Raw genomic sequence first — 24,499 nt, forward strand, 5'->3', positions numbered from 1 at the left:
AATCGTTCGCAGTCACGGCACATATCACCGTGTGGAGAATAGACCGGGAGCCTTTAGCCGGTTACGACCACGGGGTTTCCTCGCCCGCCTGCCATGCCGCCACCGTCTCTCGCATCCGGGCGACGAACCTCTCACCCAGCGGAGTCAGCGCCTGGCTGCCGGCCAGCGTGCCGGCGGCCGCGAGGGTGTGCCCACACCAGCGGGCGAACTCTTCCTCCGCCTTGACCTGCGCCGCACCTCGTACGACGGTTCGCCGCGTCCGCCAGAAATCGGTCACCCCGATGTGTGCGTACGTCCCCTGCAACAACCCCTCCAGCGGCCTCGGATCCTCCCGCCAGGGTGCGTGGTAGAGCCGGGTGTCGCTCTTGTCGAACAGGTCGAACAGGTCGAGCACGGCGCCCAGCTTGACGTGCTGGAACTCGTGAATGAGCAGCAGGGCGAGCGTCGCGGGATCGGCGGGCAGCGCCGCCGCGACGGCGCCGAAGGCGTGGCGGGCGGTGGAGCTCACGTCGCGCCCGGTGGGCGCGGGGGCCAGCGGCGTCAGCGTGGTGAGCCCGCCTCGCAGCCCCTGGGCGTACTGCGGGTATTCCTTCTCGATGAGGAACCACGCCGCCTCGAACGAGTGCCGCCAGGCGCTCAAGGCGCTCGCGTCCAGCCGGTCGGCGGCCGGCCACTGGTGGCAGTCACGATGGGGATCGGCGTCCTCCAGCACGAGCGAGAAGTCGCCACAGCTCACCGTACGAATCGGACGCCACTCCGGGCCGGCCCCGTGCCTCGGGGTTCCGGCGATCCCGATTTCGCCGGCCTGCGCGACGAGCGTCACCGTGTCCCCGCCGACGCCGTGCAGCGTGCCCACGGTCGGCAGGTGGACGGCGCCGTGGACGGCGGCCACCCGCAGTGTCACATCCTGGCCCGCACGGATCATCGCCGCCGCCGCGATGTTCGCCAGGTACGTGGCCTCGCCCGCACCCTGCAGGCACTCGACCGCCCACACCCGGACATACGGATGCGCCAGCACCGCTTCCAGCGCTTCGCGGTGGTGCCGGTCGAGCCTGCTGAACAGATCCCACACCTCATCGGCGGCACGCGGGCGCAGCGCGGCGATCAGCGCTCGGCGCAGGCTGAGCTGCGCGTCCGCCAACCGCTCTATGTCGGCCGCGCTGCCGAAGCCGGTCGCGAGCGAGTCCAGGCCGGCGTAGGGGATCTTGTGTGCGGGCATCTCGGTCTCGTCCCGGATGTGAGAGATCAGCTTGACGAGGTCCGCGCAGTAGACGCTGGGATTGTCGAACGACCCCGCGCGGAACCTGTGCGTGTAGAGCCCGCCCCCGCAACTCGTGACGATGGGGCATTCCCGGCAGGTGGCCGACAGCTTCTCCAGCCCGCCCTGCCTGGCGAGGACGCCGGGATGCGTGGCGACCTCGTCCAGCGCGTGCTGGAAGACGTCGTGGCCGGTCGCCGGGGCGCCGTCATATGCGACCTTCAGCGAGTCGACGAGTTCGTACGAGCCGTCGGTGTCGATGACGATCATCGTGCTCGGCTCGAGCCCGACCGCCTCGGACAGACTCGCCTCGCCTCTGGTCGTCCGGATGATCGACTCGAACAGGCGCACGGACATCGGCCGGCCGTCCGCGTTCCAGCGCTCGAAGACGGCGATCAGCCAGTCGGCGTACGCGGTCGGGGACGGCCGCTCAGGGAGGTTGTCCCAGGTGGCGTAGGGCAGTAGGAAGTCGATTTTGGGCGGCTGGAGCTCCCGCAGCGCCTCGTACACCGTGATCGGCTCGTTGGCCACGTCGATCGTGCACAGGAGGCCCGCATAGACCTCAGGCCGCTTCCTGAGCAGCTCCACGGCCCGGAGGACCTGGTCATAACTGCTCCTGCCCGACGCGTACAGGCGATGGCGGTCATTGGCGGCCTTGTCGCCATCCAGCGAGACACCGACCTGGATGCCGTGCTCGGCGAACAGATCGCAGTGGCGCTCATCGAGCAGGATCCCGTTGGTCTGGATGTGGAGGTCGACCTGACAGGCTCCGTCGAGCGCACCACGCAGCTCCCGAGCGATCTCGTCCAGGCGCTCGTGTCCGGCGAGCAACGGCTCGCCGCCGTGCAGCACGACATCGATCTTGTCTACATCGTGCCGCCGCACATGCTCGGCTATCCGCGCGGCGACGCGGCCAACGGTGTGTGCGGATATGACTTTGGGACGGCTACGCCAGCTCTGATCGGCATGCTCATATACGTAACAGTGGTTACAGGCAAGATCGCATCTACTGTGTACTTTCAGTACGAATTGCCGGAAAGGAGTAACCACTCCACTCAGCCATCCCTGTCTAGAAGCTAGACGAAGTTCGAGAAGGCCGCGACCGGCACCGGAGGCGTTGCGGAACGGTCTGGCAGCACGCGGCGCAGATTGCTTTCGAGCATCCGCTCCCCCGGGGCCCCGATATCGCCGAAGGGAACATCGCGCAGATCCTTGACCTCGGAGACCAGCTCCCCGTCCTCAACCGTGATCATTTTCATCCGATCCTGTACGCGCTTCGGGTGCCGACGGGATAAGTGTCATGCCCGCTCGAAGATACTCCCACACGACACGACGTACGGGATCTGGACCGCGAAAACTTTTTGGCCACGCTGTCATCTAGCTCCCGCAACAGGCCGAAGGAATCTTCCTGACTTATACCTGGTCGTGCTGCTAAATCCTGATTTGTTCGCTATGCGGAAGGGGGCTGATCGGCCGATTCCTGCCCTTTGCCGTACATCGTCTCGTGCTGGATACGAGGCGAGCACACCGACGCCGAGGGGCACGCGCAGCGCCTTCCGCCGTCGTCCAGGCGCACCGTCACCGTGTCGGAGGGCACGTTGTGCCCGACCACGGTCCCGTCGCCCTGCGGCGTGCTCACGCGGCTTCCGTTGCGGGGCATCCGGTATCGCGTCTCGACGTACAACGGGTGCTCGTACTTGAGGCAGCACATGAGCCGCCCGCACGCCCCCGCGATCCGCAGCGGATTGACGGGAAGGTCCTGGTCCTTGGCCATCCGCACCGAAACCGGCTCGAAGTCCTTCAGGAACGTGGCGCAGCACAGGTCGCGGCCGCAGGGGCCGATGCCGCCCTGCAGCCGCGCCTCGTCCCTCGGCCCGATCTGCCGCAGCTCGACCCTGGCCCGGAGGTTGCGGGCGAGATCGCGTACCAGGGCACGGAAGTCGACCCGGTGCGGGGCCGAGAAGTAGACCGTGTAGACGTTGTCCTCGTCGAGGTAGTCGATCCCGACGACCTTCATCGGCAGCGTGTGCCGTTTGATCAGCCGCTTGGACACGCTGCGCGCCTCGGCCCTGCGCCGCTTGTTGGCCTCGTCGCGGGCGAGATGCTCCTCGCCCGCGAGGCCCGCGCACACCGGTAGCCCGTCGATGTCCTCGCTCGAGTACTGCGGCGCCCACACGCACTCCGCCACCTCGGGACCCGAGTCGGTCGGGACGAGCACCTTGTCCCCCACCTTCGGGCTGTGCTCGCCGGGGTCGAGGTAGTAGAGCCTCCCGTAGCGGGTGAAGCTCACAGCCATGATCATTCCCATGGGCTCGAGCTCGCCTCCTGACGGCCTAGGGGGTTGTACGGCCTTCCCTGCCACATTACGTGCGCCGCGGGCGGAGAGTGCGGGCGGAGCCGGATCACATGCCTACCGGGCACACCTTGTCGTCCGGCAGGAGCAGCCCAAAGGCGGTGTCCAACACGGCTTTATCGACGTAACACGGGGCGTAGGTGACCTGACTCACCCCCGGCTGCCGCCTCATTTTGCGGACCACCGGGGCCCACTCCGCCTCGGGCATCATCATCACTTTGAACGATTCCGGCATGTCCGTCACCTTGACGGCTTCGACCAGCCTCTTGTTGTCCCGATACGTGCGCCTCAAGTTCTCGTACGCCGCCGCCTGGTCCTCGAAGACGACCTCCTGTACTCCAGGCATGGCCTTGATCGCCTTCTCTATGGCCCGTATCTGGGCGGCCGTCGCTGCCTTTCCTTCCTTGGTGACCTTGAAGTCGTTCTTCCCCCGGGACTCAAGCTCGGCACCACACGCTGGCACGGCGGATCCCTTACTGCAGAGGAACACGCTGATCACCGGCTTCAGTTGCTCGGCCGAGGGAAGAGCCTGCGGCATGACGCTCCGCACGCCGGACATTCCCCGAAGCGCCTTCTCCACCTCCTTCGGGTCGGCCCCCTTCTTGAACCTCAACCTGAACGACGCCGGCAGGTCGGTGAGCTTGACTTCGTCCAGCACCGTCTTGTTGTGCGCGAAAGTGGCTCGGAAATTCGTGTAGGCGGTGGTCTGGTCTGTGTAGAGCACCTCTTTGAGCTGCGGCAACTCCTTCAGCGCCCGCTCGATCGCCGCCCTCTCCGCACGGCTGGCGTCGCGCCCCTGGCACGACGTCTTCTTCGGCGCCGACTTCGTACACAGGAAGACGGCTACCTCCGTGCTCTCGGCGGACCCGGGGTCGGCCGCCACCGCACGATCCTCGTCACCCGGGCCGCTCAGCCACACGGCGGTCGCCGCCCCCGCGAGCACCACGACCGCCGCCGCCACCGTCACGAGCCGGAAGTCCACCCGGAACCGCGTCCGCTGCGGCTCCCGCAACGGCCTGAGCGCGCTGGCGTCGACCGTCGCCCCTGCCTCCACGAGAGCCTCGCGCAGTCTGTCTTCCACACGGCTGGTCATGAATCCTCCCCAAGCACCCGGGCGAGGGCCGCCAGCCCTCGTGCGACCGTGGACCTGACCGTGCTGGCGCCGATCCCCATGGTGTCGGCGATCTCCTGGTCGGACAGGTCGAAGTAGTAGCGCAGCGTCAGCGCCTCGCGCTGCCTGCGCGGCAGTTCACGCAGGGCCAGCAGCACCTCGCGGTGCTCCTCGCCCATGAGCGCGGCGCTCTCCGCCGACCAGACGGGCGGCTCGTACGGCACCGCGCGCCGGAACACCGTAGCCCGCCTGCGCAGCACGGACCGGCACCCGTTGAGCACCGCGGAACGCACGTAGGCCAGCGCCTTGTCGGCATCGCGTAACCGGCCGCGGCCCGCGTGAGTGCGCGCGAACGCCTCCTGCACGACGTCCTCCGCGCTCGCCTGATCGCCGACCATGATCAGAGCCAGCCGGACGAGGCCCACGTGGTGCTCGGCGAAGATCGACGCCACGTCGACCCGCTGCCGCGCCAGGACCTCTTGTTGGGTGAGTAGTTCGACTTCCACGTATCAGAGACGCCTCACAGCCTCATCTGCTGCTCGCGTCACGGGTCCGTTTCGGAGGAGCGTGGATCAGGAACGCAGCGCCAGCATCATCGCCTCGACGGCCATCTGCGGATTGACGTTCGCCGCCAGCCGTTCACGGCACTGCATGATCGCGTCGATCCGCCGCAAGGTCTCCTCCGGCGTGGATGCCTTGGCCAGCTGGTCGAGATCGAAGCGGAGGTCGTCATTGGCCAGCTCGACGCCGGCCCCGAACTGCATGGCCAGCACGTCCCGATAGAACGACACCAGCTCCAGCAGCGCCGAGTCCAGCGAATCGCGCTTGATCCGGGTGGCCCGCGACTTCTGCCGGTCCTCCAGCTCCTTCAAGGCCCCCGCCCCGCCGCGTACCAGCCCCCGGTTGAGCCCCTTCCCTGTGGACCCCTCACCGTAGAGCTTGCGCAGCTCGGCGGTCTCGCTCTCGTTGAGCATGGCCGTGGCCGCGGCGGCCTCCTCCTCCGCCGTCTTCACCAGCCGCTCGGCCGCCGAAACGCACTCCCCCACGCCGGTCAGCGAGCGTGGAATGCTCAGCACCGCCTCACGACGCCGCCTGACGCCCTCGTCGAGCGCCAGCGCCCGCGCCCTGCTGACGTGCCCCTGGGCGGCCCTGGCGGCGAACCTGGCCACCTCCGGCGGCACGCTGTCGCGCGTGGCCAGCACGTGGGCGACGGCCTCCGCGGCTGGGGTGGTCAGGTTGACCACCCGGCAGCGCGATCTGATAGTGATCATCAAGTCGTCCGGCGCCGGCGCGCACAGCAGCCACACCGTACGGGGCGGCGGCTCCTCGATGGCCTTGAGCAGGGCGTTCGCGGCGGACTCCGTGGCCCGGTCGGCGTCCTCGAACAGGATGACCCGCCACCGCCCCTGCGTCGGCGCCCCGGCCGCCCGCAGGATGAGCTCGCGGGTCTGCTTGACGCTGTAGGACAGCCCCTCGGGGCGTACGGACTCCAGGTCGGGATGCGAGCCGATGAACACCTGGTGGCACTGGTCGCAGTGGCCGCAGCCCCCATCGGGGCACAACAGCGCCGCGGCGAAGGCGCGGGCGGCGTGCTCCCTGCCCGAGCCCGGCGGCCCGGTGAACAGCCACGCGTGGGTCATGCCCGCGCCGCGCCCGCCCTCGACGACCTCTCCGGCCGCCGCCGCGGCCCGCGACAGCACGGCCACCGCCTGGTCCTGCCCGATGAGGTCATCGAAAACTGCCACGACGTAAGGCTAGCTGCACATCGCCTTACGCCCGTACCGACCGCCGACAACGCCCCGCCGGCCGCGAGTGGCGCCCCGCACCCCTCCTCCCCAAGGCCCTTCGCCGAAGCGCGGCCGGGGGCAGGTCAGTCGCGGCGGCGTGTGGAGAACATGGTGTCGGTGATGGCGGGCATCGTGCCCGTGGCGTCCTCCGACTCCTGCGGCACCGGGTCCGGCAGGATCTCGCGGATCCGGTCCTGGATCTGGCGGGTGATCAGCTCGGCTGCCAGCGTGCCGTCCACCACGAGGTAACGCTCGGGCGCCGCCGCGGCCAGCGCGCGGAACTCCTTGCGCACCCGCTCGTGGAAATCCAGCGGCTCCGCCTCGATCCGGTCGGCGGCCCCGCCCAGCCGGGTCAGCCCCACCTGGGGAGGCGTGTCGATGAGCACGGTCAGATGCGGCACCAGCCCGCCCGTGGCCCAAGCGTTGATCTTGGACACGTCCTTGGGGTCGAGCGCCCGCCCCGCCCCCTGGTAGGCCAGCGAAGAGTCGACGTAGCGGTCGGTGATCACCAGCGCGCCCCGGTACAGGGCGGGCCGGATCACCTTCTCCACGTGCTCGGCCCGGTCGGCGGCGTAGAGCAGCGCCTCGGACCGCGCCGACAGCCCGCGCTCGGCCGCGTCGAGCAGGATCGCCCGCAGTCGCATGCCGACCTTGGTCGAGCCCGGCTCGCGCGTCTGCACCACGTCGTAACCCTGGTCGCGCAGCCAGATGGCGATCAGCCGCGACTGGGTCGTCTTGCCCGACCCCTCGCCGCCCTCGAACGCCACGAACAGCCCGGGCACGTGCTCGGCCGCCTCCGCCGGGAACCGTTCGCCCCGCACCGTCGCGATCAGGTCGGCCGACAGGGGAACGCCCTTCCTGTCGTCCATGTGCCGCAGCGCCAGGATGCCCACGACCATCGCGAGCGCCCCGCCGATCACCAGCACCAGGTTGGAGCCGTCGAACCGGTAGGCGACCTCGCCCACCCGCAGCACGTGCACGCCGAAGATCGCCGCCAGCGGGTTGGCCACGGCGACCACCAGCAGCAACGTCACCCGCGCCGTGGACTGCAGGAACGAGAACGTACGGCCGCGCAGCCCGTCTTCGACCTCGAGCCCGATCAACGTGTAGCCGATGATCCAGGCGATGCCCGCGCACGCCCCCAGCAGCACGGTCAGCATGACCACGATCACCAGGTTGTGCACCAGCGCGGTGGCCACGAGCACCAGGCCGGCGACCGTGATGGCCAGGCCGAACAGCCGCCTCCTCGACAGCTCGCGGAGCAGCCTGAGCCCGAAGAACATGCCCAGCGCCATGCCGGAGAACACCGCGCCGAACACCACGCCGTAGGCCGCGTCGCCGCCGCCGAGCGCGCCCACGTAGATCTTCGCGACCCCGACCACGGCACCGCCCGCCGCGAACGCCCCCAGCATGCCGATGATCAGCCCGCGCACCAGCCGGTTGCCGCCGACGTACCGCCAGCCCTCGACGATCTGCTTGAGCACGGAAGGCGCGGAGATCGCGCCGTCGCGCTTGGGGATGTCACGCAGCGTGAAGATCAGGAAGGCCGAGACGAGGTAGGCGCAGGCGTTGACGATCAGAGCCAGCCCCGTGGCGTCCGTGCCGGACGCGAAGGGCATCAGGCTCCCGAACGTGTCGCCCAGCACGGACAGCGCGGCGAACAGCATGGCCGCGACCGGCGCGGTGCCGTACGTGACCAGCAGGTTGAGCCGGTTGGCGGACTCGAGCTGATCCTTGGGCACCAGGTTGGGAACGGTGGCTTCCTTGGCCGGGACCCAGAACAGGTTGACGCACTCGACCAGGATGGTCGCGATGATCACCCATTGGTAGCCGATCACCCACTCGAAGCTGTAGATCAACGGGATCGACAGCACCACGGCGAACCTGGCCAGATCGGCCACGAACATCGTCAGCCGCCGGTCGAACCGGTCGGCGAACACGCCCGCGAGCGGCCCGAGCAGCACGGCCGGCAGCATCTTGGCGATGAACACGCCGCCGACGGCGAGCGACTGCACCCGGTAGTCGCCCTGCGTGATGTTGGCGGCCAGGGCGGTCAGGGCCAGGAGGTTGAGCCAGTCGCCCAGACTGCACACCGACATGGCCATCCACAGCCGTCGAAACGGCGCATTGGCCAGCACATGGGTCGGGCGGCGTCGGCCAAGGGCAGTCATGAGTTCAGCGTATCCAGGGAGAGAGCGGACAACAGACGAGCCGGATATTCCGGGCCGAGGGTATTACGTCCGCGGGCTCGCGCGCAGGTTACCCGCCTCGAATGGGTCCTCAAAAAGGTCATCAATTGATAACTCCGGCCTCATGTCTGGCCTCTTCCACCAATGGCTCCCACTCGGCACGGATGACCGCGGGCAGCGCCAGCTCGTCCCACAGCTCGACGAGCAGCACCCCGTCCACGTGGTCGAGCAGCTCCTGGGGCCCGCCCTCGCACAGCAACAGGGTGTAGGCGGCCCGGCGCGCGCCCCGGTCGGCCAGGTCGTACACCCGCTCCCGGAGCCGCACGACGCCCAGCGCGGCCCCGACCGGCAGCCGCCGCAACCGGCTCGGCACGTAGAACGTCCGCCGCTCGCTCACGCGAGCCGCGAACTCGATCTTCGCCTCCAGTGCCAGCCGGAACCCCGCCGCGTCGAGAATGCGCCCCGCGGTCTCGAGCGTCGGCGACTTCCTGCCGTGCTCGTAGGCCGACAGCGTGGTCCTCGACGTGCCGCTCACGCTCGCCAGGAGCCGCTGGTTCATGCTCGCCGCATGCCTGGCCTGCCTGAACAGCAGCCCGCCGCGCTTGGCCCAGAAGGCGGCGTGTGCCGCCTCCATCGGCGAAGAGACCATGCCCACCTCCGCTTGGTATCCGGTCGGATACTCTACGCCACGATGACAGCATGTGGCTAGCGGATCGCGCAAAGTCAGGTGCTCAACTCAAGCATCGTGATCTCCGGCGGCGCGCCGACGCGTACGGGCGGGCCCCAGAACCCCGCGCCCCTGGTGACGTAGACCTGCACCCCGTCGACCGTGGCCAGGCCGGAGACCACGGGCTGCTGCAGCCCCACCACGAAGTTGAACGGCACGATCTGCCCGCCGTGAGTGTGGCCGGACAGCTGCAGGTCGACGCCGTGCCGTGCGGCCTGTTCCACCTGGAGCGGCTGGTGCGCGAGCAGCACGGTGGACCGGCCGGTGTCCCGGCCGCCCAGCGCCTTGTCGAAGTCGGGGCCGTCGCCCGCGGACTCGCCGTTGAGGTCGTTCACGCCGGCCAGGTCGAGCACGGCCCCCTGGTGCTTGATCTCCACCCGCTCGTTTCGCAGCGACCGTACGCCGAGCTGGTCGAGCTCCTCGATCCACTCCATGGGCCCGCTTGGGGCGAAGTATTCATGGTTGCCGGTCACGAAATATGCCCCGTAGCGGGACTCAAGACTCTTCAGCGGCTGCGCCAGCGCCCCCAGCTGGGCGACCGACCCGTCCACCAGGTCGCCCACGATCGCCACCACGTCGGCCTCGAGCCCGTTGATCATGCGGACGATCCGCTCGGTGTGCCCCCTGCCCGTCAGCGGCCCCAGGTGGATGTCGCTCACCACGGCGAACCGCAGGCCGCTGAGCCGTGCATCCAGCTTCGGCAGCGCCACCTTCACCCGTTCGATCACGGGGTCGCCGAGTGCGCTCGTCATGCCGTACCCGACCGTGCTCAACGCCCCCACGCCCGCGACGGCGGCGGTGGCCCGCCCGAGGAAGAGCCTCCTGCTCAGCGGGGGCGTCTCAGGCGCGGGCTCGGGAAGCGCCGGCTCGGGGAGCGCCGGGCCGCCCGCCACGGCCGGCACGGGCTCCGGCTCGGGCGCCGCCCGCCGCTCCGCCCTGCGGACGAAGAACGCGGCCACCGCCCGCGGCACCTCCAGCACCGCGAGGAAGACCAGCAGGTAGAACATCAGGGCCAGCCAGACGTATCCGGGCCAGGCCAGCCAGTGGCCGAGCTCCATCCGGGTGCCCGCGAACGTCGCCACCACGAGGACGGCCAGACCCACCACGCACCAGGTCAGCGCCGTACGCAGCCGCCCAGGGCCGGTCGTGGAGCGCACCATCCGATGCCACAGATAAAAGTGCGCAAGCAGGATCAAGCCCGCAAACACCAAGACGATCACGTCATCGATGCTACTTTCCGGCAGCCGCTTCTGGCGCCTCGGGAAGTCGCGTTCTCCCTGCGACCGGGGCCCGCGGCTCCGAAATCCGAAAGCCGCGCGCTCCAGCGGTCGCCGCAGTAGCAGGGTGTGCGCTACAGCGGCCGCTGCAGTAGCGGAGTGTGCACTACGACTTGGCCGCCGGCTTCTTCGCCGCGGGCTTCTTCGCGGGCGCCTTCCGAGTGGTCTTCTTGGGCGCCGGCGCCCGCTCACGACGCTCGGCCAGCAGCTCGGCCGCCCGCTCGATCGTGATGTCCTCGACCGTGTCGCCCTTGCGCAGCGACGCGTTCGTCTCGCCGTCGGTCACGTAGGGCCCGAACCGCCCCTCCTTCACCACGACGGGCTTCTTGGAGTTGGGGTCGTCGCCCAGCTCGCGCAGCGGCGCCGCGGCAGCGGCCCGCCGCCCGCGCTGCTTGGGCTGCGCGAACAGCTCCTTGGCCTGGTCGATCGTGACGGTCAGCAGGTCTTCTTCCGAGGCCAGCGACCGGGAGTCCGTCCCCTTCTTCAGGTACGGGCCGAACTTCCCGTTGTACGCCACGACCTCCTCGCCCTCCAGCTCGCCCACGGCCCTGGGGATCGTCAGCAGCTTGAGCGCGTCCTCCAGCGTGATGGTGTCCAGCGACATCGTCTTGAACAGCGAGCTGGTGCGCGGCTTGGGCGCGTCGGCCTTCTTCGTCCGCCTCTTGGGCGCCTCCTCCTCCGGCGCCTCGGGCAGGATCTCCGTCACGTAAGGCCCGTACCGGCCGTCCTTGGCGACGATCATGTTGCCGGTCACCGGGTCGTGCCCCAGCTGCCGGTCGCCCGTCGGCCGCGAGAACAGCTCCTCGGCCTTCTCGGCCGTCAGCTCGTCGGGCGTCATGTCCTCGGGCACGTTGACCCGTGCGCCGTCCCTGTCCAGGTACGGGCCGTACCGTCCGACCCGCAGGACGATGTCCGTGCCCTTGACCGGGAACGAGCTGATCTCCTTGGCGTCGATGTCACCGAGATCGGTGACCATCTCCTTCAGCCCCTCGTCGCCGTCGGAACCGTAGTAGAAGCGGTGCAGCTCCGGCACCCGCTCCGCCCGGTCGTTGGCGATGTCGTCGAGCACCTTCTCCATCTCGGCCGTGAAGTCGTAGTCGACGAGGTTGCCGAAATGTTGCTCGAGCAGGTTGACCACGGCGAACGCCAGGAACGACGGCACCAGCGCCGTGCCCTTCTTGAACACGTAGCCGCGGTCGAGGATGGTCCCGATGATCGAGGCGTACGTCGAAGGCCGCCCGATCTCCCGGTCCTCCAGCTCCTTGACCAGCGACGCCTCGGTGTAACGCGCGGGCGGCTTGGTCGAGTGGCCCGCCACGTCGAGCCTGGACACGCTGAGCGCGTCGCCTTCCGCCAGGTTCGGCAGCCGCTTCTCGGAGTCGTCGCGGTCGGTCGAGGGATCGTCGGCCCCCTCGACGTACGCCTTGAGGAACCCGTAGAACGTGATCGTCCGTCCGGACGCGCTGAACTCGACGTCCTCGCCCCCGGACGACCTGCCGCTCACCTTGACCGTGACCGACTCGCCGACCGCGTCCTTCATCTGCGAGGACACGGTCCGCTGCCAGATCAGCTCGTACAGCCGGAACATGTCGCCGGACAGCCCGGTCTCGCCCGGTGTGCGGAACTCCTCACCCGACGGCCGGATCGCCTCGTGCGCCTCCTGCGCGCTCTTCACCTTGCTGCTGTAGACGCGCGGCTTGTCGGGCACGTACGCGGCGCCGTACAGCTTGATCGCCTGCGACCGCGCGGCCGCCACCGCGGTCTCCGACAGCGTGATGCTGTCGGTACGCATGTAGGTGATGAAGCCGTTCTCGTAGAGCCGCTGCGCCACCTGCATCGTGTATTTCGCGGAGAACCCCAGCTTCCGGCTGGCCTCCTGCTGCAATGTGGTCGTCCGGAACGGCGCGTAGGGCTTACGCGTGTACGGCTTGCGCTCGACGGACTTGACCGCGAACGACGAATCCCTGAGCCTGCCGGCCAGCTCACCCGCGGCGGCCTCGGTCAGGTGGAGCACGTCGGCGTTCTTGAGCTGCCCCGTGCTGGCGAAGTCGCGTCCCTGCGCCACCCGCTTGCCGTTCACCCCGGTCAGCGTCGCCGTGAAGTCGCGCGGCCGCTCCTCGGGCTTGTTGGTGTCGAAGAGCGCCTGCAGGTCCCAGTAATGCGCAGGCGTGAACGCCATGCGCTCCCGTTCCCGCTCCACCACCAGCCTCGTCGCCACCGACTGGACCCGACCGGCCGACAGGCGGGGCTTGACCTTCTTCCACAGGACCGGGCTGACCTCGTAACCGTAGAGACGGTCGAGGATACGCCGCGTCTCCTGGGCGTCCACGAGGCGGAGGTTGAGGTCGCGCGGGTTGGCCACGGCATCCTGGATGGCCTGGGGGGTGATTTCGTGGAACACCATGCGGTGCACGGGGACCTTGGGCTTGAGCACCTCGCGCAGGTGCCAGGCGATGGCCTCGCCCTCGCGGTCCTCGTCAGTGGCCAGATAGAGCTCGTCAGCGTCCTTCAGCAACTGCCGCAGCTTGTTGACCTGCGACCGCTTGTCGGGGTTGACGACGTACAGCGGCTCGAACTCGTGCTCGACGTTGACCCCGAGCCGCGCCCATGGCGCGCCCTTGTACTTCTCGGGAATGTCGTCGGCCTTCTCCGGCAGGTCGCGGATGTGGCCGATGCTCGATTCGACGATGTAGCCGCGCCCGAGGTACCCGGCGATCGTCTTCGCCTTGGCCGGCGACTCGACGATCACCAGGCGTGTTCCGCCGGCGCTGCCGTTCTTGGCTGGCACGCTGCTTCCTACCTCGCTGTTCGCTTGCAAAATCCCCCTGCCGGGAGTCGGCACAGACTGAAAGGTAACCCGACTCGCGGAAATTTCCTTCCCCCGCGGGCTACCCACTAGCTTCCGGGTCCACCCACAAGCACGCAGAATAAGGCCCATCGAGCGGCATGGCGCCCTGACTCACCCTGGAGACTAATCGTTGTGCTCGACTACTCCTACATGGATATCTTCATTCCACGCGACCTCACTCGCGAAGCAGCACGTCAACTGCTGACCGAACACGCAGAGTACGGCCAGTGGGAGCTCGCCCGCGTACGCGTGCACCCTGACGGGAGCCGTCACGTACGGCTACGCCGCAAGGTCATGCGGGTACGCAGCACGCTCTGAACATGGGTATGGCTTTGCCCGTCCCGGGCCGCGCCCCCGGAACGGGCAAAGCGTCTATCGCTGACTACTCACAGGCTGTGAGCAGTAGCCGAACTTTGTATGTGTACTGTCTGATTCCCTTACTTGCGGCCGAACCGGAACCGGCGGGCGGTCCCGAACAGCGCGGCCGAGGCGGCGAACATCGAGCCGAGCACCAGGGCCAGCAGGGAGCTCGAGTTCATCCCGGTGAGGCCGGCGGGCTGCTCGGCGCTCATCAGGCCCAGGCCGCTGACCGGCAGGCCGCGGGTGGCCGAGGTGACCGCACCGCCGACCGGGGTGGAGGCCACCAGCTGGGTCGCCGGGTCGAGCACGGCCACGGCGCCGGCCGAGGTGGCGGGACGCCGGGCGCCGTCAGCGGTGGCGGCGACGCGGGTCTTCTTCGGCTGGGCCGGGGCCTGCGCCTGGGCGGGCAGGCCGGGCAGCTCGGGCAGCTGCGGCAGGCCGAACGTCCTGGAGACGTCCTCGACCAGCGGGAGCGAGGTCACGCCCAGTTCCTGGGGGACTCCGCCGACGCCGTGCACCTTCTGCGTGACGCCGGCGACGTCCTGCATGCCGCCCAGCGCCGGGACGGCGGGGAGCATGGGCAGCAGCCCGCGCTTGGCCTCCTTGGTCGCGGTGGCGCCGGCGAGGTGGTTGTACCCGTGCCCCGGCTTGCCGACGTTCGCCCCGCCGAGGCACCCGGCGGCGGCGTCGCCCAGCACGGCCGCCGCGTTGCCGCAGACGTTGACCGGAGCGGCGATCGGCGCGATCACCTGGTTGCCGGCGAGCACCCCGCCGCGACCGGAGGTGTAGTTTCCGCCGCCCCCGGTGTTGTTGACCTTGGCCCCGCCCTTGCAGTGGGCCTCGGACTTGCCGAGCACCGCGGCCGCGTTGCCGCAGATGTTGATCGGGGCGCTGATCGGCGCGATGACCTGGTTGCCGCTCAGCACACCGCCACGGCCGGACGTGTAGTTGCCGCCCGCGCCCCTGCCGCCGTTCTTCACGCGGGCGCCGCCCTTGCAGCCGGCGAACGCGTGGCCGAGCACGGCCGCCGCGTTGCCGCAGACGTTGACCGGGGCGCTGACCGGCGCGATCACCTGGTTGCCGCTCAGCACACCGCCACGGCCCGAGGTGACGTTGCCGCCCGCCCCAGAGCCGCCGCCGCTGTTCTCGACCTTGGCGCCGCCCTTGCACCCGGCGGCCGCGTTGCCGGCGGCGTTGCCGCAGACCTCCACGGGCAGGCTGACCGGGGCGATGACCTGGTTGCCGCTGCCGACCCCGAAGCGCCCGTCAGTGTCGTTGCCGGTCGAGCCCACGGCCTTGTGGTAGCCGTGCGAGCCGCCGTTGTTGGTCACGCTGGAGCCGCCCTTGCAGCCCGCGAACGCCCGTCCGACCACCGCCGCGGAGTTGCCGCAGATGTTGATCGGCGCGCTGATCGGCGCGATGACCTGGTTGCCGCCGAGCACGCTCCCGTTGCCTGAGGTGCGGTTGCCGCCCGCGCCCGTCCCGGTGTTGTGGACGCTGGAGCCGCCCCTGCAGCCCGCCGTCGCGCCGCCGAAGATCGCCACCGCGTTGCCGCAGACGTTCAGCGGCGCGCTGATCGGCGCGGTGACCTGGTTGCCGCCGAGCACGCTGCCGTCGCCCGAGGTGCGGTTGCCGCCCGCGCCGCCCTTGCCCTGGTTACGGACGGTGGCGCCGCCCTTGCAGCCCGCGTCGGACTTGCCGATCAGCGAGACGGCGTTGCCGCAGGCGTTGATCGGGGCGCTGATGGGCGCGTTCACCTGGTTGCCGCCGAGCACGCTCCCGTCGCCCGAGGTCCTGTTGGAGTTGCCGCCCCTGTTGACGACCGTCGCGCCGCCCTGCGAGGAGGCCTCGGACGAGCCGACCGCGGCGAGGGAGTTGCCGCTGATGTCGATGGGAAGGGAGATCGGCAGGTTGACCTGGTTGCCGCCGCCGACGGACCCGTCGCCCGAGGTGTCGGCCAGCGCGGTGCCGCCGCCGCCGAACGACATGGCGGCCACTGCGAGCAGGGCCGCAGGAGTAGATGCCTTTGCCCACGTACGCATGATGAATGCTCCTAGTGGTTCTTCTTGGGGGGATACCTGAACTTGGGAGATAGCTGAACGGTTCGCGGGCAGCCGAGGTCGTACGAGATTTCGCGCACAGCGGAGACCTCGGATCAACTTCGCGAACCAGCTGAACTGACGTGTTTCACCCGCCGGCGAAGGGGTGTCAGACCACGCTCCGCCGCACTACTTCGTGATTCGTGACCGGTTCTGGAAGAAGACCGGCACCTGGGGGCGGGGGTCAGTCAGGCGAGAAGGAGGGGTCGTCCGCCGCTGTGCGGACAACGGGGGGCAGCACACGCGCCAGGAGGGCGCGCCGCGCCTGGAGCCGCGGGTCGAACACGGACCTCGCGACGTCCCCCGGAGCGGCCCCGAAAAGGCCGCCGGCACCGCCGTTGGGCACCAAGCCGTTGGTGTCCAGGATCTTTCCGGCGGTGGATGGTGCTGGCAGGCCAGGATCCTGCTGGCTGTTGAGCCCGTCAACCGTACGCCCGGCCATGGCCTCGGCGTTGTCCGACTCCGAGACACGGTCCGGGTGGATGAGGGATTGAGGCGCCACGGCGTCACTCACCGCAGTCACATCTGCGGTCACCGCTGTTTCGGCGGCCGCCGGGTCGGCGATGAGCATGCCGAACACGACAGCAAGCAACCACCCGGCGGCCACCAGGGCACCAATCGTGACTGCCCGCACGACGAGCCGACGGGCACCGGCCGCGAACCGCGCCATCCGGTCAACCCGATCGGTGGTCGCGCCCTGCGCCGGGACGGTCACGGGCAGGCGATGCGCACCGAGGGCCTTCGCCCCCAGCTGCAACACCACCGCGCGTGCCACGTGACCTCCCGCAATTCCAGAACCGGCCTCATGCCGTGAGGCCGGTCCGTGGACTCACCCCTCAACGGTCCGTAACCGTAGCAGCACTCAAGGTTGTCGCAAGGGCTTTTCACCTGAGAGCCAGAAATTCACCAACTCCCCTTAGCCCAAACCGCTCCCAACTGCCCCAATACCCTCCCCCGTACACCAGCCGCAGGCCACAGAAGCCCCATCAGAACCTCGAGCCGCGCATGTCACTGAGCCACTGCTCAGCCCCGGAGATTCTCGGTATGACGCAGTCCCCAGAGTTTGCTAACCTTACTGAGCCGACGCGAGATGACGGTCTCGCGTGCAGGCACCAAGTCCGGGTGGCGGAATAGGCAGACGCGCTAGCTTGAGGTGCTAGTGCCCAGTGATGGGCATGGGGGTTCAAGTCCCCCCTCGGACACCCAGGAGACCCCGAGCTTGTGCAGGTCACAGGCTCGGGGCTTTTGCTTTTTCGCCACCAGAACGAGCCGTGATACTGCTCTGATACTTCCCGGCCTTGATCAGCCGTTGCCGCCCATGATGGCGGCGAACCTCTCGACGGCTTCACGCTGAATCGTCGGGAGGCAGTGCGAGTAGATGTCGAGCGTGATGCTCACCGTGGAGTGCCCGAGGCGCTCGCTCACGATCTTCGGGTTCACGCCGGCAATCAGCATGATCGTGGCGTGCGTGTGGCGGAGGTCGTGGAGCCGGATGTCGGTCGGCGGCTCGATCCCCTGCTTGGCCAGTTCCCTACGACAGCGGGCGAGATGCTCCTTGAACGTGCGGCTGAACCGCTCAGGGTGCCGCCACACGCCCTCATGGTCACCGAACACGAGAGCGTCGCCCTGGGCGAGCTTGAGGGCCAAGCCGCCGCGCTCCTTCTTGTGCTGACGAAGGAGCGCCACCGTCGCGGGGTCGAGGTCGATCACGCGGGCTTTGCAACTCTTCGTGGTGCCCTCCTGGATCTTCTTCCCCTCCCCCTTCACCCTGATCAGCCCGACCGACCGCCGAACGCTCATCTTGCCCTTGTCGAGGTCGAGGTCCCGCCAGCGGAGCGCGAGGAGTTCACCGCGCCGGATGCCTGTATAGGCCAGCACGAGCCACGCACTGTGGAGGGCGCTGTTATGCCGCGACCAGTCGAGGAAGGTCCGGAGCTGCTCGTCGTTCCACGGGTGCATCTCGGGGGCCTTGGCCTCCTTCGCGGTCGGCGGCTTGGCCTTGTCCGCGGGGTTCTTGGCGAGAAGGGCAGGCTCGGCACCCACGGCGGCCTGTAGCGCCGACCGCAGGATGGTGTGGATGTAACGGACCGTACGCGCGGACAGACCCTCGCCGATCAGCTCTCCCTTGCCGTTGCGCATGCCCTCTTTCTCCAACATCACGTACAGCGCCGTGATCTTCGCGGAGGTGAGGGAGGCCAGGGGGATGCTGCCGATGTACGGCTTGAGGTGCAGCCGGATGTTCTTCTTGTACGAGGCGACAGTGCTGTCAGCTTTGCGCAGGCCGTTCACCCAGTCGTCGAGGTAGCCGCCCGTGGTTTGCTTGGACGGCTCGATGAACTCGCCCTTGTCCACCTTGGACAGGGCCTCACGCACAGCCTTCTGAGCCGCCGCCCTCGTCGTCCACGGCCTGCCTCCCTCGTCTCGACGACGGAGAACGGGCTTCTTGGTCCCGTCCGGCTGAGGAACCATGAACTTGATTCCGAACTGCGTCTTGCCGTTGGCAAGCTTGTACTCGAAGACGCCGCCCTCGCCGGGGGACCTCCGCCGGGGCTTCTTCTCATCTTTGCTGCTCACTCGTTCTCCTCGGGGTCGAGCGCCTGAAGCGCCTGCGGGTGCCGAATGACACCTGTTGCGCGGATCTCCTCCGCCCAATCGGAGGTGTAGGCAGGCACAGAAATGCCCGCCTTGATCATCTGGTCGAGGACCTTTGCAAGCTCGACGAAGGCTGCGGCCCGGGACTCGGCATCCTTCCGCGCTCTGACGACTTCCTCCGCGTCACGCAGCGAGCGGTACAGCTCGACGGGATAAACGACCTCCCGCCACGCCTCGAAACGATCCTTGCCTGTCTTGGCGATCGTGGAGAAGTCAGCGCGCGCCTGCCCGTCCTCTTGCATGTGACCGGGGGGCTCCTCCCCCATGGCCCACCTCCACGCCGCGTAGGGGTTCAGCCCTCCCTTCCAGTGAGGCGGCGTCAGTGCAGGCTTCGGGCCCTCCAGGGGGAAGAGCAGGAGAAGGGGCGGGACCGCGAGGGCGTAGGCGATGACGAGCAGTTCGTCCACGCTGATCTCACGTCGCCTGACCCCAGTCTTCGGGTTCTTCCGGCCGGTCTCGATGTTGGTCAGCGCGGCGAAGGTCAGTTGGGGAGCACCCAACTTCGCGCACTCCTCCGCGAGCTGCTCTCGGGTGATGCCGAGCCTGTCTCTGTGGACCTGGATCTGCCGTCCCACAACGTCGCTGGGGGTTCGGTCTCCATCGTCAATCTTACTGTGCATATCGACAAGTCTATTTGTCTACTTGCCGAATGTCACTAGATGTCCCTAAGATCGCCGCAATGTTGTTCGTTGATATGCGCACCCATCTGTGCAAATCGACAAGGAGGTGAAGTGTTGAAGACCGCTACCGGTTCCGACCCGTTCGACGGTCGTCTGTTCGCGACGGTCCCCGAAACGGCTGGCCTGTTCGGGGCCGACGAGCGAACCGTTCGCCGCGCGATCAGGGACGGCCAGATCCCTGCCGTCCAGGTCGGCGCTACTTACCGCGTGCCCGTGGCCTGGCTCCGTGCGCAGGCGCTCATGGACCTTGACGGGAGCGCCGCCTGATGATGCGCCCCACCAAAGTGTGCGGCCCCGGGAGCACCACCTCCCAGGGCCGTCAGCATGTCGATGCACCTACCAAGTCCAACGACTACTCCACGGTAGCGCGCCGCATGGCGTCACACCGCGTAGCCCCTCTGATCTGCGGTCACCATGACCCCCTCGACTGTCTCGCGATTTCTGCCGCCCCCAGCTCATTCGGCCTCAGCCGCGCCGAGTTGGTCGCCGAGATCCAGCGTTGCCGGTCGGCCGGGTGGCAGACGTGGGAGCTGGTCGAGCGGTTCGTCAGCGCGGCAGCGGAGAGGGTGGCGTGAACCCGTTGGACGGCGTGTTCAGCGCTCCGCCGTTCTGCACGCGGTGTCAGGAGGTGGCCGCCTACTGCCAGTGTGACGGGCACACGGATGCAGAGGAGGCCGCCCAGCAGGACACTCCGGACGAGAACCCGCCCATCTCGTCCACGTGGCGTCCCGTTGACCTCGCTGCTGTTCTGAGCGGGTCTTACGAGCCGCTGCGCCCCACAGTCGGGAAGCGTGATGACGAGGTCGGTCTGTTCTACCCGGGACGTGGCCACGTGATCGCCTCCGAGTCCGAAGCGGGCAAGACCTGGCTTCAGCTCTCGGCGCACGCCGACGAGATCCGCGCCGGCCACGCGACGGTCTTCATCGACTTCGAAGACGACGAGGGCGGTGTGGTCGGCAGGCTGCTCACCATAGGTCTGACGGCGGAGGAGATCAGAGCTCGCTTCATCTACATCCGGCCCGAAGAGCCCATCACCCTTCACGCGCGTTCGACGCTCGTCCAAGCGCTCGGCGACCTCCGCCCCACGCTTGTCACGCTCGACGGCGTGACCGAAGCCATGACCATGCACGGCCTCAACCCGCTCGACAACAAGGACATCGCCAGATTCGGGCGCATGCTGGTCCGACCTCTGACAGAAGCAGGACCAGCGGTCGTCAGCCTTGACCACGTCGTCAAGGACCGGGAGGGGCGAGGCCGCTACGCGCTCGGCGGCGTCCACAAGCTGAACGGCCTCAACGGGGCCATGTACACGCTGGAGAACCGCAAGCCCTTCGGCGTGGGCGTGACTGGCCGAAGCGGCATCTACATCAGCAAGGACCGTCCGGGGCAGCTCCGGAGGCATTCCCTGCCGTCCTCCGACGGTCGCCGATGGTTCGGGGATCTCGTGGTCACCTCGCACGACGAGCTGTTCGTCGAGGTCTCCATCGAGCCTCCGGCAAACGACCGCAGCGACAAGTTCCGGCCAACCGGCCTCATGCGCAAGGTGTCCGACGCGCTCGCCCGCGCAGGCGCACCACTCAGCAAGCGGGACATCGAGGACCGCGTACAAGGCAAAGCCGAACACGTACGAGCCGCCGTCGCCTGCCTCCTGGACGAGGGGTTCATCGAGGTCCAGAGGAAGGGCAACGCGCAGATGCACCGCATCATCAAGCCATTCACCGAGGAGGAGAGGTGATCCACACGCACCGCGAACTCTCGTCCCCACGCATCAAGATCAAGGACGAGACTTTTGCTCGTCCCGTCTCGTCCCCAGGTCCCATATCGGACCCCGTATCAGCAGGTCAAAAGCACAGGGCTCTCGTCCCCAGTCTCGTCCCGTCTCGTCCGAGCCCGAGTCTCGTCTCTCGTCCCCCCCTTATAGAGGGGGACGAGAGCGGACGAGCACACGAGAGGCGTCACAGGCCCCTGCCTGCCGTCTCCGTGATCGGTAGAAATGCCGCGCGCGCGAGGCGCTCCGAGGCCCTTGATACCGCCATGAAGTATCACGGTTGGTTCGCTGCGCTGGAATTGTCAGCGTTTCTCCAGGTCAGCGCCAAGCCTGTCGGGGACTCCTTGTCCCCCACCCTGTCCCGGAGGTACTTCACAGTCCTCAACGAGAGCGGCCTCCCGGCTGAGGCTGAGGCCCTTCTTAAGGCGTTGATGTGGTTCTTGGCCGCCTATGATCCGCGCCACCATCGTCGAGCCGTGCTCGTGCCGCTGAGGCGTGCGGACGCCGAGTCTCCGCTCGACGAGGGATCGGGGGCGGCATGAGCGAGATGTCAGAGCACGGGCGGGTGTGGGTTCCGGCGTTTCCTGGGCAGCGTCCGCCGTTTCAGCCGGGTCACGAGCTGAGCATGCGGCACGGTGCGTACTCTCCGCGCCGGGTTGACCCGTTGGCGGTCGAGCTGGTCGAGGGTGTGCTTGCCGACGACGCCGTGTCGTTCCTGCGTCAGCCCGCCTATCGCTCCGCGCTGTGGGCGTGGGGGCGAGCGGAGGCGCGCGTGCAACTCCTCGCGGAGCACCTGAGCGATCACGAGGCGGGCGGGTGCCGCTCGTGTCCGGATTGCGTGCGCTGGGACGAGCAACTTCGCAAGTGGGAGAGCGCGGCGGCCAGTCAGCGGGCGCGGTTGGGGCTTGATCCGCTGTCCCGTGCGCGGTTGGGGCGTGATGTGGCCGCCGCGTCGGTGGACGTGGCCAGGTTGATGGCGGGGCTCGACGACGGCCAAGCCGACGAGGAGGTACGACATGACGCGGGTTGATCGGGAGACGCTCAGGGCCGCTCGGCGTGATCCGCAGGTGTTCGCGCGGGTGCTGGTCGGGGCGGAGTTGTGGCCTCACCAGTGTGAGGTGGCGCGCTCGACGGCGCGGTACCGGGTGATCTGCGCGGGGCGTCAGGTGGGCAAGTCGAGGCTCTTGGCCGTGCTCTGCCTGCATCAGGCGTTCTCGACGCCGGGTAGCCGGGTGCTGGTCGTGAGTGCGGGGGAGGTGGCCGCTCAGCGGCTCCTCGACGAGGTGGCCACCCTGGCGACCTCCTCGCCGCTGCTGGCCGGCTCGGTGCTCGACGAGACCAAGTCGCAGGTCACCTTGTCGAACGGCTCCACCATCATGAGCGTGCCCGCCTCGCAGCGGCAGATCCGGGGATGGGCCGTTGACCTCCTTGTGCTCGACGAGGCGGGGTTCATCGACCCGGACATCTGGCGGGCGGCGGAGCCCGTGATCATCGCCCGACCCGGGTCACGAGTGATCCTGTGCTCCTCGCCGTGGGGAACGGCCGATCATTTCTTCCGGGTGCTGTGGTCGCGCGGGATGGACGCCCCTGACGAGATGTACGCCTCCTGGCACTGGCCCTCCAGCACAAGCCCGCTGGTGGATCAGAGGCTCCTCGAGGAGATCCGCGCGCGGGAGGGAGACGACTACTTCGAGCGCGAGTACCTGGCGAAGTGGACCGACGAGGCGGGGGCGTACTTCACCGTCGAGGAGATCGAGAGCGCTACGGCGGACTACCGCCTGCTGCCGCCCGACGAGGTGGGGCAGGTGACCCGGAACGCACGGCCCTACATCGTGGCGGCCGGCGTGGACTGGGGCGTGAGCCGCGACGCCAACGCCCTGTGCTTGGTGGCCCCGCTCGACGACAAGGGGTTGAACGACCCGAAGGACGGGCTGCGCTACTTCGTGCCGTGGCTGGAGTACGCCTACCGCTGCCCCTACGGGGAGTGGATCGAGCGGATCTGCACGGCCGGGCGGGCCTACGGCCTGCACGTGGTCGCGTCGGAGATCAACGGCGTGGGGGCGTATCCGACCGAGCAGCTTCGCGAGCGCCTGGCCGTCGTAGGAGCCGTCTACGGCGTAGCGGGCGTCTGGACCGACAACCGCCGTAAGCAGGCCGGTTTCGGCAAGCTCAAGGTGATGTTGCAGCGCGGTCAGCTCGTGTTGCCGCGTATTCCGGAGTTGCTCAAGCAGCTCCGCAGCCTGGAGTTCGAGCAGATGCCGGGCGGGTCCCTGCGGATCGAGGTACCGGCGCGCGCCGGACATGACGATCTCGTGCTCGCTCTCATGCAGGCGATCTCCTGCGTCAGACCCATGCCCGGAGAGGCGTGGCGACGGGTCGCCGACGTGGACCACACCGTGACGCGGCTGGGAGTGCGGGTACCGGTGGACGCTTGGCCGCTGGCCTGGCACACCGCCTCCTACACCTGGCCTGCCGGGTCGCAGGCCGACAACACCGCATGGTGAGCCGCCCGAAACACGGCGGCCAGCCGATCAGGAAACCTACGAAGAAGGAGAAGACCATGGCCATCCCCATGGACATCCAGTTCCGCAAGACCGACCTCGACGCCCTGCCGGTGAAGGTCACCGCCGTCCGCAACGGCCTCGTGACGGCCCTCGGTGCGACGTCTCGTGACGCCCGCTACTCCATCGAGCACCGGGAGAAGCTGGCCGAGAAGCTCCGCGAGGAGGCCACAGCCCAGCTCGACCAGATCGAGCGCGAGGCCGACCGCGCGGTGCAGGACATCACGACCTGGCTCGACAAGCAGGCATCCGCGCCGGGCGACCCGCAGCGGGAGCTGCTCGACGAGGTCAAGCGCCAGAGCGCGTGGTCGCGCGCCAAGGCGCTGCTCGACAAGGGCATGGACGTGCGCGCCCTGATCAAGGACGCGGCAGCGAACAAGGACGTTGCGACCTTGATCGCGCTCCGCACCGAATGGCCCGTCTACGTCCGCACCGGAACCGACCGAGAGGTCCACCCCCGCGTCGCGGCGGAGATCCTCGACGGCATCGAGCGCGGCCTTGCCGATGCCCTGTCTGGTGACCAGGGCGCGGCGGCTCGGCTGAGGATCAAGACCGGCGAGTCGCGAGAGATCGTTAAGCGTGCCCTGTCGGAGGCGCGGAACCACGTCCAGCGGCTCACCGACAACCCCGCAGGAGAACTGCGCAGGAACGAGCGGCTGGCCGACGTGGAGGCCAATTCCACCGGGATGGCAATCGTCAATGGCCAGCTCGTGAAGACCGGTGGCCGGTCAGGCAGCGAGTTCCCCGGCGGTCACACTGCGCGGTGATGGTGGGTGGTCCCGAGCGCGTCCGCACTCCATGCGCCGTGCTCGGGGCCATGGTTCTGTAG

Annotated in this window: 20 protein-coding genes and 1 tRNA gene; 7 read left to right on the forward strand and 14 right to left on the reverse strand. The window is 68.5% G+C overall.

What is annotated here, in order from left to right; translation table 11 throughout:
• Positions 1–61: 61 nt before the first annotated feature.
• The 10 genes from ABN273_RS05420 to topA form a co-directional block, all read right to left on the reverse strand.
• Positions 62–2,308, reverse strand: a complete 2,247-nt coding sequence (locus ABN273_RS05420; RefSeq protein WP_349447511.1) for an FxsB family cyclophane-forming radical SAM/SPASM peptide maturase — start codon at positions 2,306–2,308, stop codon at positions 62–64.
• A 26-nt stretch (positions 2,309–2,334) separates the two neighbouring features.
• The gene (locus tag ABN273_RS05425) at positions 2,335–2,511 is read right to left on the reverse strand and encodes a hypothetical protein (protein WP_349447512.1); all 177 of its coding nucleotides are present in this window, start codon (positions 2,509–2,511) and stop codon (positions 2,335–2,337) included.
• Between the two features lie 197 nt (positions 2,512–2,708).
• On the reverse strand, positions 2,709–3,554 hold the full coding sequence (locus ABN273_RS05430; protein ID WP_502910938.1) for a PSP1 domain-containing protein: 846 nt from the start codon (positions 3,552–3,554) through the stop codon (positions 2,709–2,711).
• 106 nt (positions 3,555–3,660) lie between these two features.
• Positions 3,661–4,704, reverse strand: coding sequence for a permease-like cell division protein FtsX (locus ABN273_RS05435; protein ID WP_349447513.1), 1,044 nt, complete (start codon positions 4,702–4,704; stop codon positions 3,661–3,663).
• Positions 4,701–5,228: a SigE family RNA polymerase sigma factor gene (locus tag ABN273_RS05440; protein WP_349447514.1), complete on the reverse strand. Its 528-nt coding sequence runs from the start codon at positions 5,226–5,228 to the stop codon at positions 4,701–4,703. Before ABN273_RS05440 ends, ABN273_RS05435 begins: the two co-directional genes overlap by 4 nt.
• Before the next feature lie 66 nt (positions 5,229–5,294).
• A complete protein-coding gene (locus tag ABN273_RS05445) occupies positions 5,295–6,467 on the reverse strand; it encodes a DNA polymerase III subunit delta' (RefSeq protein ID WP_349447515.1) in 1,173 nt (390 codons plus the stop codon).
• Positions 6,468–6,592: 125 nt separating this feature from the next.
• Positions 6,593–8,680: a dTMP kinase gene (gene tmk / locus ABN273_RS05450; protein WP_349447516.1), complete on the reverse strand. Its 2,088-nt coding sequence runs from the start codon at positions 8,678–8,680 to the stop codon at positions 6,593–6,595.
• 121 nt (positions 8,681–8,801) lie between these two features.
• Complete coding sequence (locus ABN273_RS05455; RefSeq protein ID WP_349447517.1) at positions 8,802–9,347, reverse strand: helix-turn-helix transcriptional regulator; 546 nt, start codon at positions 9,345–9,347, stop codon at positions 8,802–8,804.
• Between the two features lie 74 nt (positions 9,348–9,421).
• Positions 9,422–10,645 carry a metallophosphoesterase gene (locus tag ABN273_RS05460; RefSeq protein ID WP_349447518.1) on the reverse strand — a complete coding sequence of 408 codons (1,224 nt, stop codon included), beginning with the start codon at positions 10,643–10,645 and terminating at the stop codon, positions 9,422–9,424.
• 163 nt (positions 10,646–10,808) lie between these two features.
• The gene (topA, locus tag ABN273_RS05465; protein ID WP_349447519.1) at positions 10,809–13,490 is read right to left on the reverse strand and encodes a type I DNA topoisomerase; all 2,682 of its coding nucleotides are present in this window, start codon (positions 13,488–13,490) and stop codon (positions 10,809–10,811) included.
• A gap of 192 nt (positions 13,491–13,682) precedes the next feature.
• Between topA and ABN273_RS05470 the strand changes: the two genes are divergently transcribed.
• Positions 13,683–13,868, forward strand: a complete 186-nt coding sequence (locus ABN273_RS05470; protein WP_055508738.1) for a DUF5703 family protein — start codon at positions 13,683–13,685, stop codon at positions 13,866–13,868.
• A gap of 119 nt (positions 13,869–13,987) precedes the next feature.
• Here ABN273_RS05470 and ABN273_RS05475 read toward each other — a convergent pair whose 3' ends face one another.
• A complete protein-coding gene (locus ABN273_RS05475; RefSeq protein WP_349447520.1) occupies positions 13,988–15,952 on the reverse strand; it encodes a chaplin family protein in 1,965 nt (654 codons plus the stop codon).
• Between the two features lie 241 nt (positions 15,953–16,193).
• Entirely contained in the window at positions 16,194–16,784 is a 591-nt protein-coding gene (locus tag ABN273_RS05480; protein WP_349447521.1) for a hypothetical protein, read from the reverse strand.
• A 341-nt stretch (positions 16,785–17,125) separates the two neighbouring features.
• Here ABN273_RS05480 and ABN273_RS05485 point away from each other — a divergent pair.
• Positions 17,126–17,211 (forward strand) — tRNA-Leu (locus ABN273_RS05485).
• 100 nt (positions 17,212–17,311) lie between these two features.
• Here the strand turns inward: ABN273_RS05485 and ABN273_RS05490 are convergent.
• On the reverse strand, positions 17,312–18,583 hold the full coding sequence (locus ABN273_RS05490; RefSeq protein WP_349447522.1) for a tyrosine-type recombinase/integrase: 1,272 nt from the start codon (positions 18,581–18,583) through the stop codon (positions 17,312–17,314).
• Entirely contained in the window at positions 18,580–19,281 is a 702-nt protein-coding gene (locus ABN273_RS05495; protein WP_349447523.1) for a helix-turn-helix domain-containing protein, read from the reverse strand. The genes ABN273_RS05490 and ABN273_RS05495 overlap by 4 nt, the downstream gene beginning before the upstream one ends.
• Positions 19,282–19,392: 111 nt before the next feature.
• Between ABN273_RS05495 and ABN273_RS05500 the strand changes: the two genes are divergently transcribed.
• The 5 genes from ABN273_RS05500 to ABN273_RS05520 all read left to right on the forward strand — a co-directional run bounded on the left by ABN273_RS05500 (position 19,393) and on the right by ABN273_RS05520 (position 24,437).
• Positions 19,393–19,608, forward strand: coding sequence for a helix-turn-helix domain-containing protein (locus ABN273_RS05500; protein WP_349447524.1), 216 nt, complete (start codon positions 19,393–19,395; stop codon positions 19,606–19,608).
• A gap of 304 nt (positions 19,609–19,912) precedes the next feature.
• Positions 19,913–21,076 carry an AAA family ATPase gene (locus tag ABN273_RS05505; RefSeq protein ID WP_349447525.1) on the forward strand — a complete coding sequence of 388 codons (1,164 nt, stop codon included), beginning with the start codon at positions 19,913–19,915 and terminating at the stop codon, positions 21,074–21,076.
• A 571-nt stretch (positions 21,077–21,647) separates the two neighbouring features.
• Positions 21,648–22,139 carry a hypothetical protein gene (locus ABN273_RS05510; RefSeq protein WP_349447526.1) on the forward strand — a complete coding sequence of 164 codons (492 nt, stop codon included), beginning with the start codon at positions 21,648–21,650 and terminating at the stop codon, positions 22,137–22,139.
• Positions 22,126–23,613, forward strand: coding sequence for a terminase large subunit domain-containing protein (locus ABN273_RS05515; protein ID WP_349447527.1), 1,488 nt, complete (start codon positions 22,126–22,128; stop codon positions 23,611–23,613). The genes ABN273_RS05510 and ABN273_RS05515 overlap by 14 nt, the downstream gene beginning before the upstream one ends.
• Positions 23,614–23,669: 56 nt before the next feature.
• Positions 23,670–24,437 carry a hypothetical protein gene (locus ABN273_RS05520; RefSeq protein WP_349447528.1) on the forward strand — a complete coding sequence of 256 codons (768 nt, stop codon included), beginning with the start codon at positions 23,670–23,672 and terminating at the stop codon, positions 24,435–24,437.
• The last annotated feature ends 62 nt before the right edge of the window (positions 24,438–24,499 follow it).

The sequence above is a fragment of the Nonomuraea sp. B19D2 genome (assembly GCF_040137845.1).
Classification (GTDB): Bacteria; Actinomycetota; Actinomycetes; order Streptosporangiales; family Streptosporangiaceae; genus Nonomuraea.

Excerpts from the sequence above, each read along its gene's own strand:
- ABN273_RS05520 (WP_349447528.1), top strand. The coding sequence starts at position 23,670 with ATGGCCATCCCCATGGACATCCAGTTCCGCAAGACCGACCTCGACGCC.
- ABN273_RS05515 (WP_349447527.1), top strand. The coding sequence starts at position 22,126 with ATGACGCGGGTTGATCGGGAGACGCTCAGGGCCGCTCGGCGTGATCCG.
- tmk (WP_349447516.1), bottom strand. The coding sequence starts at position 8,680 with ATGACTGCCCTTGGCCGACGCCGCCCGACCCATGTGCTGGCCAATGCG.
- ABN273_RS05455 (WP_349447517.1), bottom strand. The coding sequence starts at position 9,347 with ATGGTCTCTTCGCCGATGGAGGCGGCACACGCCGCCTTCTGGGCCAAG.
- ABN273_RS05425 (WP_349447512.1), bottom strand. The coding sequence starts at position 2,511 with ATGATCACGGTTGAGGACGGGGAGCTGGTCTCCGAGGTCAAGGATCTG.
- ABN273_RS05430 (WP_502910938.1), bottom strand. The coding sequence starts at position 3,554 with ATGGCTGTGAGCTTCACCCGCTACGGGAGGCTCTACTACCTCGACCCC.
- ABN273_RS05510 (WP_349447526.1), top strand. The coding sequence starts at position 21,648 with ATGAGCGAGATGTCAGAGCACGGGCGGGTGTGGGTTCCGGCGTTTCCT.
- ABN273_RS05475 (WP_349447520.1), bottom strand. The coding sequence starts at position 15,952 with ATGCGTACGTGGGCAAAGGCATCTACTCCTGCGGCCCTGCTCGCAGTG.
- ABN273_RS05435 (WP_349447513.1), bottom strand. The coding sequence starts at position 4,704 with ATGACCAGCCGTGTGGAAGACAGACTGCGCGAGGCTCTCGTGGAGGCA.
- ABN273_RS05495 (WP_349447523.1), bottom strand. The coding sequence starts at position 19,281 with ATGCACAGTAAGATTGACGATGGAGACCGAACCCCCAGCGACGTTGTG.